The 12,026-nt window shown below is 45.2% G+C and carries 10 protein-coding genes and 1 tRNA gene; all 11 read left to right on the top strand.

Going from position 1 to position 12,026, the window contains the following annotated elements:
• Positions 1–96 precede the first annotated feature (96 nt).
• The 11 genes from E3D00_RS00445 (at position 97) to E3D00_RS00395 (ending at position 11,991) form a co-directional block, all read left to right on the top strand.
• Positions 97–741 (top strand): ATP-dependent Clp protease proteolytic subunit, encoded by a 645-nt coding sequence (locus E3D00_RS00445; RefSeq protein WP_141458943.1) that lies wholly within the window; start codon positions 97–99, stop codon positions 739–741.
• Positions 742–937: 196 nt separating this feature from the next.
• Positions 938–2,203, top strand: coding sequence for an ATP-dependent Clp protease ATP-binding subunit ClpX (gene clpX / locus E3D00_RS00440; RefSeq protein WP_141458941.1), 1,266 nt, complete (start codon positions 938–940; stop codon positions 2,201–2,203).
• Between the two features lie 299 nt (positions 2,204–2,502).
• Positions 2,503–4,887, top strand: a complete 2,385-nt coding sequence (gene lon, locus E3D00_RS00435; protein WP_408909373.1) for an endopeptidase La — start codon at positions 2,503–2,505, stop codon at positions 4,885–4,887.
• Positions 4,888–5,031: 144 nt separating this feature from the next.
• Positions 5,032–5,319, top strand: coding sequence for an HU family DNA-binding protein (locus E3D00_RS00430; RefSeq protein WP_141458937.1), 288 nt, complete (start codon positions 5,032–5,034; stop codon positions 5,317–5,319).
• Positions 5,320–5,387: 68 nt separating this feature from the next.
• Positions 5,388–5,462: transfer RNA gene (locus E3D00_RS00425), tRNA-Val, on the top strand.
• Between the two features lie 15 nt (positions 5,463–5,477).
• A complete protein-coding gene (locus tag E3D00_RS00420; protein ID WP_141458935.1) occupies positions 5,478–6,209 on the top strand; it encodes a biotin--[acetyl-CoA-carboxylase] ligase in 732 nt (243 codons plus the stop codon).
• Between the two features lie 16 nt (positions 6,210–6,225).
• Positions 6,226–7,023 (top strand): type III pantothenate kinase, encoded by a 798-nt coding sequence (locus E3D00_RS00415; protein ID WP_141458933.1) that lies wholly within the window; start codon positions 6,226–6,228, stop codon positions 7,021–7,023.
• Between the two features lie 51 nt (positions 7,024–7,074).
• Entirely contained in the window at positions 7,075–8,733 is a 1,659-nt protein-coding gene (locus tag E3D00_RS00410) for a ribonuclease J (RefSeq protein ID WP_141458931.1), read from the top strand.
• 12 nt (positions 8,734–8,745) lie between these two features.
• Entirely contained in the window at positions 8,746–10,065 is a 1,320-nt protein-coding gene (gene proS / locus E3D00_RS00405; RefSeq protein ID WP_141458929.1) for a proline--tRNA ligase, read from the top strand.
• Positions 10,065–11,312 (top strand): lipoprotein-releasing ABC transporter permease subunit, encoded by a 1,248-nt coding sequence (locus tag E3D00_RS00400; protein ID WP_141458927.1) that lies wholly within the window; start codon positions 10,065–10,067, stop codon positions 11,310–11,312. The genes proS and E3D00_RS00400 overlap by 1 nt, the downstream gene beginning before the upstream one ends.
• A complete protein-coding gene (locus E3D00_RS00395) occupies positions 11,305–11,991 on the top strand; it encodes an ABC transporter ATP-binding protein (protein ID WP_141458925.1) in 687 nt (228 codons plus the stop codon). The genes E3D00_RS00400 and E3D00_RS00395 overlap by 8 nt, the downstream gene beginning before the upstream one ends.
• Positions 11,992–12,026: the final 35 nt, after the last annotated feature.

Raw genomic sequence — 12,026 nt, 5'->3', positions numbered from 1 at the left:
AGTGCCTATTTACCGTATCCCCCCTTTGACGAAATGCTCTCTCGGGTCCATGTTTATAGGATCTAGAGAAGCCATTGGGCATTGAGGAAAGATAGCATGGCCATTGGGGACCGCGATCCCGTCGAAGTTTTTAATAACTCTCTGGTTCCGATGGTGGTTGAACAAACCGCCCGTGGAGAGCGAGCTTTCGACATTTTTTCACGTCTCCTTCAGGAGCGTATCATTTTCTTGACAGGGCCTGTTTACGATCAGGTAGCATCTTTGATTAGTGCACAGCTCTTGTATCTTGAAAGTGTGAACCCGACTAAGGAAATTTCTTTTTATATTAATAGTCCTGGCGGTGTAGTGTCTGCTGGGCTCGCTATTTACGATACAATGCAATATATCCGCTGTCCGGTAAGTACAGTGTGTATCGGTCAGGCGGCGTCAATGGGCTCTTTGCTTTTGGCGGGCGGAGAGAAAGGGCATCGGTATTGTTTGCCTAATGCTCGCGTCATGGTGCATCAGCCTTCCGGTGGAGCTCAAGGACAAGCATCTGATATTGAAATTCAGGCGCGTGAAATTCTTTTGATACGTAAGCGCTTGAATGAAATTTATCGTGAGCATACCGGTAGAACTTTAGAAGACATTGAGCAAAAGCTGGAGAGGGATAGTTATCTTTCTGCAGAAGAAGCTAAAGAGTTTGGCTTGATTGATGCGGTTGTTCGTCGTCATCCTAAGGTCGATGAAGATCAAAATTGATTCAGTTGGAGTAAGGGAAGGTGTAAATATCTTCCTTGAAAAGAAAAAGCGGCATTGTCATATGCCGCTTTTTATGTCTGGAAAGAATAAAACCAGACTTGCCGAGGGTTATAACCTTGGCTTAAAGTTAAACGTTTTCCGCATGTCTGCTGCCAGAACGCGGTTGGTTTTGCGTGAGGGGTAAAGAGGAACAGTGATGAGCAACAAAACCGGCGATTCAAAGAACACCTTATATTGCTCGTTCTGTGGGAAGTCTCAGCACGAAGTTCGTAAGCTGATCGCAGGACCGACAGTTTTCATTTGTGATGAATGTGTTGAACTGTGCATGGATATTATAAGAGAGGAGCATAAGACTCATCTTGTAAAATCTGGTGATGGTGTACCAACCCCAAAAGAAATCTGCAAAGTTCTTGATGATTATGTCATTGGGCAATTTGAAGCAAAGAGAGCCCTTTCTGTAGCGGTGCACAACCACTATAAAAGATTAGCTCATGCACAGAAAAATAATGATATTGAGATTGCGAAGTCTAATATTTTGCTGATTGGTCCAACGGGATCAGGTAAAACTCTTCTAGCTCAGACGTTGGCGCGTATTTTAGATGTGCCGTTTACCATGGCGGATGCAACAACTCTGACGGAAGCAGGCTATGTTGGTGAAGATGTTGAAAATATTATACTAAAGCTTCTCCAAGCCGCTGATTATAATGTTGAGCGCGCTCAGCGGGGGATTGTTTATATTGATGAAATTGATAAAATTTCACGCAAATCAGATAATCCATCCATAACTCGGGATGTTTCTGGGGAAGGTGTTCAGCAAGCATTGTTAAAGCTTATGGAGGGAACTGTCGCTTCTGTTCCTCCCCAAGGTGGTCGTAAGCATCCTCAGCAAGAGTTTTTGCAGGTTGATACGACAAATATGCTCTTTATTTGTGGTGGCGCTTTTGCTGGCCTGGACAAAATTATTGTCGCCCGTGGAAAAGGCTCTGGAATTGGGTTTGGGGCAGATGTTCGGTCTGAGGAAGAGCGTCGTTTGGGCGATATCCTTCAAACCGTTGAACCGGAAGATTTGTTGAAATTTGGCTTAATACCTGAATTTATTGGACGTATGCCCGTTATTGCTGCGTTGAATGATTTGGATGAAGCTGCTTTGATTCAAATTTTAAGTCAGCCTAAAAATGCTCTGATTAAACAGTACGCACGTTTATTTGAAATGGAAGGCGTTAAGCTTACATTTACAGATGATGCTTTATCAATCATTGCAAAGCGAGCGATTGAACGGAAAACTGGAGCGCGTGGTTTGCGTTCAATTATGGAAAATATCTTGCTCGATACGATGTTTGACCTACCAGGGTTGGAAAACGTTGAAGAGGTTGTCATTAATCGTGAGGTTGCAGAGAAAAAAGCTAACCCTGTTTATGTTTATGGAAAAGTAAAGAGTGAGCCGGCAGAGCAATCTGCTTAAAAAATGAGTGATGATGAGGTGGGGTTGAGTTTCTACCTCATCATCCTGATATACAATACGTCAATTTCTATCCTTTTTTCACAATAAGACAGCACACTTTTCACGCTGCTAAGCGGGTGAGAATTGTGTGATCGTCCCTTATGGAGATCAAGTGAATGGCTGATGATAACACTCCTAAAAGCCGTCGTCGTACTAAGAAAGTTGAGGGGCAGGAAGTAGAAAAAATCAAGACGGAAAAGAAAACCCGCAAGAAGAGTGATAAAGCAGTTCAAGCTGCTGAAAACTCTAATTCCGATGCGATGGCTGTTTTGCCATTACGGAATATTGTTGTTTTTCCTCACATGATTGTTCCGCTTTTTGTCGGGCGGGAAAAATCTGTAAAAGCTCTTGAGAGTGTGAGCCAGAAGAATAAACAAATTCTTTTGGTAGCGCAGAAGGACGTCTCTCAAGATGATCCTTCGATAGAGGATATTTATACATTCGGAACCGTCTCGACCATTTTGCAGCTTTTAAAACTTCCTGACGGAACGGTAAAAGTTTTGGTTGAGGGAACAAAGCGCGTAAAAATTACTAATCTTTTTGATAAAGACGGTCATTTTGAAGCCTCTGTTGAGGAAGTTCCTGATCATGAAACGCAAGAAGTAACGCGTGATGAGCTGGAGGCGCTTGGTCGTTCAACCGTTTCTCAGTTTGAGCAATATATAAAGCTCAATAAGAAGATTCCTTCTGAAGTGATGGTATCGATCAATCAGATTGATAATCCATCAAAATTGGCTGATACGATTGCGAGCCATTTGAACCTTAAGATTTCAGAGAAACAAGAAATTCTTGAGATGGCTTCGCCTGCGCAACGTTTGGAAAAGATTTTTGCTCATATTGAGACAGAAATTGGCGTCTTACAGGTTGAGAAGCGTATTCGTAATCGCGTCAAACAGCAGATGGAAAAGACCCAACGTGAGTATTATTTGAATGAGCAGTTGAAGGCTATTCAAAAAGAGTTGGGTGAAGGCGAAGAGGGGAAAGATGAACTCTCTGAACTGGAAGATAAGATTAGTAAGACGCGGTTAACGAAAGAAGCAAAAGAGAAGGCACAGGCGGAGCTTAAAAAGCTTCGGGGCATGAGCCCGATGTCTGCTGAAAGTACCGTCGTCCGTAACTATCTTGACTGGCTTTTGGGAATTCCTTGGAAAAAACGCTCTAAAATTACCAAAGAATTCAGCCATGCAGAGGAGACGCTCGAAGCGGATCACTATGGTCTGGAGAAAGTTAAAGAACGCATTCTTGAATATTTAGCGGTTCAGACGCGGTCTCAAAAATTGAAAGGGCCAATTCTTTGCTTGGTTGGCCCTCCTGGGGTTGGTAAAACTTCTTTAGCGCGTTCGATTGCTAAAGCTACAGGCCGTCAATATGTACGCATGTCTTTAGGAGGCGTACGTGATGAGTCTGAAATTCGAGGCCATCGCCGGACGTATATTGGGTCAATGCCAGGTAAAATTATCCAAGGGATGAAGAAAGCGAAAACATCAAATCCGCTTTTCCTTTTGGACGAGATCGATAAATTGGGAGCTGATTGGCGAGGTGATCCATCTTCAGCATTGCTTGAGGTCTTGGATCCTGAGCAGAACTCAACATTTGCTGATCATTATCTGGAGGTGGATTATGATCTGTCCGATGTGATGTTTGTTACGACAGCCAACAGTTTGAATATGCCTCAACCTTTGTTGGATCGGATGGAGATTATTAACCTTTCCGGTTATACTGAGGACGAAAAAGTTGAAATTGCTAAGCGCCATTTGGTAGCCAAGCAGGGTGAAGCGCATAATTTAAAGCCAGAAGAATGGTCTGTTTCGGATGAGACTTTGCTGGCTTTAATTCGGTTTTATACGCGAGAAGCAGGTGTACGTAATCTTGAGCGAGAAATTGCAAAACTAGCTCGGAAAGCAGTTAAAAAGATCATCACTAAGGGTGTTAAGCATATTGAGATTACACCTGATAATCTGGAAGAATATGCTGGTGTACGTCGTTTCCGTCACGGAGAGACCGAATCTGAGGATATGGTTGGTGTTGTTACGGGGCTTGCTTGGACACAAGTGGGTGGTGAAATCCTGACAATTGAAAGCGTTATGGTTCCCGGAAAAGGCAATATTAAGCAAACCGGAAAGCTGGGAGAAGTGATGCAGGAAAGTGTTTCTGCGGCATTCTCTTATGTGCGTTCTCGTGCTCAAAAACTGGGTATCTTACCGCCGCTGTTTGAAAAACGAGATATTCACGTCCATCTCCCAGAGGGGGCAACGCCAAAAGATGGGCCTTCAGCGGGAATCGCACTAGCTACATCATTAGTGAGTGTCATGACGCAAATTCCAATTTCTAGAGACGTTGCGATGACGGGTGAAATTACCTTGCGTGGACGTGTTTTAGAGATTGGCGGGCTTAAAGAAAAATTGCTTGCTGCGTTGAGAGCTGGAATCAAAACGGTACTAATTCCTAAAGATAATGAAAAAGACCTAGTAGAGATTCCCGATAATGTTCGGCATGCGTTGAAAATTATTCCTGTTAGTCACGTGGATGAGGTTCTTAAAATCGCATTGACACGCATGCCAGAACCAGTCGAATGGGATGAGAAACTTGGGTCGATAGGAAGCGTTGAAGAAAATAAAGTGTCTTCAAGAGCACTTCCGCACTGATTTGTCAGTTTCTTCTTCGATTCTTGAGTTGACGCGGCAAAAAACCGCTTCATAGTGCGGCTTCAGATCGAACGGTTTTTCTGAAGGGAATGCTTAAGAGATTAAGTATCCCTTCAGGACTGTTTTAAACTAGAAAGGCATACCATGGATAAGCCCCTAAACAAGCAGGAACTCATTGCGACTGTTGCTGATATTGCAGACCTTCCTAAAGCTAAGGCTAGCGAAGTTGTTGATGCAGTATTCCGCACAATTGAAAACACTCTTGCTAAAAAGCAAGAAGTTCGTCTCGTTGGTTTTGGGAGCTTTGTGACAGCTACACGTAAAGCTGCAAAAGGCCGCAACCCACGTACAGGCGAAGAAATCGATATTCCTGCTTCGACATCTGTTCGCTTTAAGCCAGGAAAAGGTCTTAAAGACGCTGTTAGCAAATAAAAGTAAAAAAAAGCTTCTGAGGGTCTTTACAGATTCTCAGAAGCCTGTATAAACCACCTCACTTCTGAGGGCGATTAGCTCAGCGGTAGAGCGTCTCGTTTACACCGAGAGGGTCGGCGGTTCAATCCCGTCATCGCCCACCATATGAAGGTTGAAAAATGGTCTGGCGTTTCGAAGTATATGAGACGTTGGGATCTACTTCTGATCTCTGTAAAAAAAAAGCGGATGAGGGTTCAAAAGATAAGCTTGCGATACAAGCTCTTTTGCAAACATCAGGACGCGGAACGCGTGGACGTTCATGGGAAGACGCCGGACAAAACTTGGCGATCTCTTTTTTATTTCACCCTAAAAATCTAAACGAATTTATAAAGGCTATTCCTTTCTTAGCGGCTGTTTCAATTTATGAAACGGTAAAAAGTTTTTTTCTTTTCAAAGAGGATATTTCCTCCGTTTCATTGAAATGGCCTAACGATCTTCTAATTAATGGCGCTAAGGCTGCTGGAATACTGATTGAATCTGGCGCTTATCTTTCTGATCCGTGGGTGGTGGTTGGTATTGGGGTGAACCTACAACAAGCACCCGCAATAGAAGGAAGGCGTTTGGCCGCTCTTGCAGAAGTGATGACCCCTCCTGATCCAATTGTTTTTGGTGAGCAGTTGGGGAAGAAATTAGAGGAGTGGGAAGGACTCTGGGAAGAAAAGGGGTTCTCGTTTATTCGTTCTTCATGGTTGGAACGTGCACATCCTCTAGGGTGTCATCTTGCAGTTAAACGCGATGAGCTTTATATAACAGGGAAATTTTCTGGTTTAGATCAACAAGGTCGATTATTGCTTACTTGTCCAAGCGGTGAGACCATAGCGGTCATGACGGGTGATATACTGCTGGATTGAAGGGCCGAATTAAGACGTGCTTTTGGTTATTGATGTTGGGAATACAAATGTTGTTTTTGCTGTCCATGACGGAGACGTCTGGGCTGGGCAGTGGCGTATTTCGACCAATGATGCACGCACGTCAGATGAATATGCATTATGGATCTTGGGGTTGCTTGAGCGTGTAGGATTAAACGCTGAAAAAATAGACCGTGCAATTATAGGGACGGTTGTTCCAGCAGCCTTATATGATTTGAGGCGTTTGTGTCGCCAGTGGTTTCAGGTTGAACCTTTGATCGCCAATGTTGGGCTCGATTGGGGGATGGATGTGTTGGTCGATAACCCCGAGGAATTGGGTGCAGACCGACGGTTAAACGGATTGGCGGCTCAGCATTTTTATGGTGGCCCGCTTATTGTTGTGGATTTCGGTACGGCAACGACATTCGATGTTGTAAATGAGCAAGGACAATATTGTGGTGGAGCGATTGCCCCTGGCGTTAATTTATCTATTGATGCGTTGCATAGAGCGGCTGCGCGCTTACCTCGTATGAGTATTGGGCGCCCTATAACGGCTATAGGGAAAAATACGAGTGTTGCTATGCGGTCCGGTTTGTTTTGGGGATATGTTGGATTAGTTGAAGGTGTAGTTAATCGAATTTCTTCAGAGATGAAGGTGAGCCCAAAAATAATAGCCACAGGTGGTTTGGCTCCCCTGTTTTCTGAAGGTACTGAGCTGTTTGACATTATCGCTCCTGACTTAACGCTTGATGGACTCCGTCTTTTAGCGGATCGGAATGAAGCGTCTTATTTGCTTCATTCTTCAGATCACGCTTAGTCTTTTGGCAATGAATATCTTGAATATCTCACAGCATGATAAGGAATAAGAATGACAGAGATAGTTGACGGTCTATCCTTTCTGCCCCTAGGCGGAACGGGGGAGATCGGGATGAACTTCAATCTGTATAGATTGACACAGAACGGTCAAGAAACATGGTTGGCCATTGATTGTGGTATTGGTTTTTCTGGTAATGATACACCAGAGGCCGAAGTTTTGATGCCGGATCCGACATTTATTGCGGAACGTGCAAAAAACTTGTGCGGTTTGGTCATTACTCATGCGCATGAAGACCATTTGGGCGCTGTTGCTCATCTTTGGCCATATTTGCGTTGCCCTGTTTATGCGACACCTTATGCATCTGCTGTTTTGCGGCGCAAACTCTATGAGGCAAATTTATTAAATCAGGTTCCAATTAATATTGTGATGCCAGGGTCTCGTTTTGACGTTGGGCCATTTGATTTGGAATTTATTTCTGTAACGCATTCCGTCGCAGAGGCGCAGGCTGTTGCTCTTCGTACGCCTTTCGGGTTGGTTGTTCACACAGGTGACTGGAAGCTGGATAACAACCCTCTTGTTGGTCCTGTAACAGACCTGGAGAAGTTTGAGCGCCTTGGTAAAGAAGGCGTTTTGGCAATGGTTGGAGATAGTACGAACGTTCTGAGAGAGGGGCCTTCTGAGTCAGAGGCAGATGTTCGTATTGGGTTAACAGAGCTTATTCTGAACCTTCAGGGGCGAATAGCCGTCACTTGTTTTGCAAGTAACGTTGCCCGTATTGAAAGCATTGCCAAGGCAGCTCAAGCGGCTAACCGTGCGGTAATGATTGTTGGGCGTTCGCTTCGTAATCTGGAAACAGCGGCCAGAGAATGCGGCTATTTCTCGGATTTGCCACCGTTCCTGACCGAGCAGGAAGCTTATGATATTGAAGATGATAATCTTCTTATGATCATTACCGGAAGCCAAGGGGAAGCGCGTTCAGCTCTTTCACGGATTGCTTCTGACACGCACTCGCACATTGCTTTGGGAGAGGGTGATACAGTTATTTACAGCTCTCGTATGATTCCGGGAAATGAGCAGGCTGTGATGACGGTGCAGGATAACCTTTCCAAGCGTGGAGTGGTTGTTCTGACAGATAAGGACGGTAAAGTTCATACGTCTGGGCATGCGACAGCTGGCGATATCCGTACTTTATATGGGATTGTAAAACCAAAATATAGCATCCCAACGCATGGTGAGTGGCGCCATTTAACGGCGCATGCTGCGATTGCGCAGGAAATGGGTGCAGAGCCTATTTTGCTAGAAGATGGTGACATCCTTAATCTGGCTCCTAATGAAGTTAAGATTGTAGATACGGCCCCTACTGGTCGTTTGGCACTGGATGGTAACCGTCTCTTACCCATGACGGGAGGGGTCTTAGCTGCGCGTCGTAAGATGCTCTTTAATGGATTGATTTTGGCAAGCTTCGCCGTTGATGATGAAGGCTATGTGATTGGTACGCCAAAGATCAGTGCGCCAGGCTTGTTGGATCCAGAAGATTCAGAAAGCGTACGCATACAGGATGATTTTGCGTATTTAATTGATACGATCCCAGATGAGTTGCGTCAGGATGACAATACGTTTCGGGATGCTGCAAAGACAGCTTTGCGGAGAGCATTAGGCAGAAAACTCCAGAAACGTCCTCTTGTTGACGTTCATCTTCTACGTGTTTGAAAGAAATAAACGATGCGTTTGAGCAAGGCTTTTCAGCCGACATTAAAAGAAGTGCCTGCTGAAGCGCAAATCGCTTCGCATCGTCTGATGTTACGTGCTGGCTTGGTGAAGCAGACATCTTCTGGGATTTATGCTTGGTTGCCGGCTGGTTTAAAGGTTTTACGTAATATCCAGCGTATTGTTGAAGAAGAGCAAGATGCGATTGGAGCGCAAGAGGTGTTGATGCCAACGCTTCAATCTGCGGAGCTTTGGAAGCGATCTGGGCGATATGATGCTTATGGTCCTGAAATGTTACGTATTCAGGACCGGCAGGGTCGGGACTTGCTGTATGGACCGACGAATGAGGAAATGATTACCGATTTATTCGGCTCCTCTGTAAAATCCTACAAAGAGCTTCCTAAGATGCTGTATCAAATTCAGTGGAAGTTCCGAGACGAGGTGCGCCCTCGGTTTGGTGTGATGCGCGGCCGTGAGTTCTTGATGAAGGATGGCTATTCATTCGATCTGTCGTATGAAGATGCTGTATTGAGTTATCATCGGATTATGCTCTCTTATCTGAGAATTTTTCAGCGTTTGGGAGTTCGTGCCGTTCCTATGGTTGCCGATACTGGCCCTATTGGAGGAGAGCTAAGCCATGAGTTTTTGGTTTTAGCGCCTACGGGGGAAAGTGCTGTTTTCTTTGATTCAGCTTTGGAAGGGCAGGATTGGCTTGGTCGTCAGGTTGATTTGGAGGACAAGGAAAGTCTGGCAGAGTTTTTCTCATCGGTAACCGAGCATTATGCGGCAACAGATGAGAAGCACGACGCGTCCGAGTGGGCTCAGGTGCCTGATGAGCGTAAACGGGAAGGGCGTGGAATAGAAGTTGGGCATATCTTCTATTTTGGGACGAAATATACTGAGTCTATGGGCATTGAAGTAAGCGGTGCAGATGGCTCTAAGTTTGCGCCGCATATGGGCTCTTACGGGATTGGTGTATCGCGTCTTGTTGGTGCGATTATTGAAGCCTCTCATGATGATGATGGTATTATTTGGCCTGATTCTGTTGCGCCTTACTGGGCGGCAATTTTAAACTTACGCCCCGGAGATGACGCTTGCGATAAGATTTGTGATCAGATTTATGGAACAGATCCAGAGCGGTTTATGTATGATGATCGTTCTGAAAGAGCGGGTGTAAAATTCAACGATGCTGACTTGATGGGGCATCCTTGGCAGATCATTGTTGGTCCAAGAGGGGCCAAAGAGGGCAAGGTAGAGCTTAAACGCCGTGCAACAGGAGAGCGATATGAGGTCTCTGTCGAGGAAGCGTTAGCTAAGATTGGAGAGACTATTTAATGTTTGGTCGCTTCGAGCGTATGGTGGCGCTGCGTTATTTGCGTGCACGCCGTGGTGAACGATTTGCATCAATTATTGCTGTTTTTTCGTTAATTGGTATCGCGCTTGGAGTGGCCACTCTTATCATCGTTATGTCGGTGATGAATGGTTTTAAGGCCGATTTGATGGGGCGTATCCTTGGGCTGCATGGGGATATGACTGTTTTTGCTTATGGCCATCCGATAGAAGCCTATCAAAATGATGTAGAAGCTATTCGGCAGGTACCGGGTGTTACATCTGTTACCGCTATGGCGCAGGGTACTATTTTGGTCGAAGCGGGCCGTTATTCGACCGGTGCCGAGATGCAAGGTGTTTCTCAAGCTGATTTTAAAAACTGGCACGCTTTAAGTGATGGTATTATTGCTGGCAGTGTTGACCGGTTCACGGGGGATGATGCCGTGGCGATTGGTGCAACGCTTGCAGATAAAGCGGGCTTGACCATCGGTTCGTCAATTACTCTCTTGTCGCCAAATGGTCAGGCCACTCCTATGGGCACTGTTCCGCGCGTTAAGACCTATCATGTTGCTGTTATTTTTGATGCCAATTGGAATGATTATAATTCCAATATAATTTTGCTTCCGCTCCCAGCGGCACAAAAATTTTTGTTGCTGGGAAACGCGATTTCTCTCATTCAAATATCGACGGTTGATCCATCAAATGTGCAGCCTATTCGGTTAGCGATTGCCCGCCGGTTGGATGATCCGCGTTTAAGAGTTTTGGATTGGACGCAAAGCGCTAACGGCTTTCTCGATGCTGTGACCGTGGAGCAAAATGTAATGTTCCTTATTCTGACTCTGATTATTCTTGTCGCAGCCTTTAATGTCATCTCTTCCCTTATTATGATGGTGAAAGATAAGAGCAGAGATATTGCGGTTTTGCGCACTTTAGGAGCCACTCGGGCTGCTATTATGCGTATCTTTTTAATGACGGGTGCATTTGTTGGAGTTGTCGGGACTGGAGTGGGAGCTGCATTAGGGATTGCTTTTGCTTTAAATATTGAGCGTATTCGTCAAGTTCTGCAGCATTTAACGGGAACCAACTTATTCAATTCTGAAGTGTATTTTCTTGAGCGTTTGCCGGCTAAACTGGTGTGGTCTCAAGTGGGCGAAGTGATTGTGATGTCTTTACTTCTTTCCTTGTTGGCTACCCTTTACCCCTCATGGAGGGCAGCAAAGACGGATCCAATAGAGGCGTTACGTCATGAATAAGGTGGCTTTAAAACTCGATCACATTACTCGCCGTTTTCGTTCAGGTGAAGAAACACTGGAGATATTATCTGGCGCAGAATTTTCCCTTAACGTGGGCGAAATTGTTGCTTTGGTTGCACCCAGTGGAACGGGAAAATCTACGCTTTTACATTTGGCGGGCTTACTGGAAGCACCGACAAAGGGGGAAGTGTTTATTGGCGAGCGTTCTGCTAAAGGCTTAAGTGATACAGCCCGGACGGCAATAAGACGTGATCAAATCGGGTTTGTGTATCAGTTCCATCATTTGCTGGGAGAGTTTACCGCGTGTGAGAATGTGATGTTACCTCAGCTTATTGCTGGAGTAGACGCACATCAGGCGAGAGAAAGAGCAAAAGATCTTTTAACGCGTTTTGGTTTATCACACCGTCTCAATTCTCTGCCCGGACGCTTGTCTGGGGGGGAGCAGCAAAGAACGGCTATTGCGCGTGCGTTAGCCAATCGTCCTAAGATTTTATTAGCAGATGAGCCAACAGGGAATCTGGATGTTGGCACGGCTGATAATGTCTTTAATGAGTTGTTGCGTATTGTGCGGGAAGAGGGTGTAGCGGCCTTGATTGCTACGCATAATGATGAGCTGGCATCACGAATGGACCGAACGGTGACGCTGAAAGACGGAAAACTTGTTCCTCTTAATGTATAATTAAAAATAAGATCACTGCATCTTGAGACATATCC

Origin of the sequence: Swingsia samuiensis, from assembly GCF_006542355.1 — a bacterium.
GTDB classification, from domain to species: domain Bacteria; phylum Pseudomonadota; class Alphaproteobacteria; order Acetobacterales; family Acetobacteraceae; genus Gluconobacter; species Gluconobacter samuiensis.
Note: the sequence above shows the minus strand (reverse complement) of the source record. Positions and strands in the feature narration are given on the sequence as shown.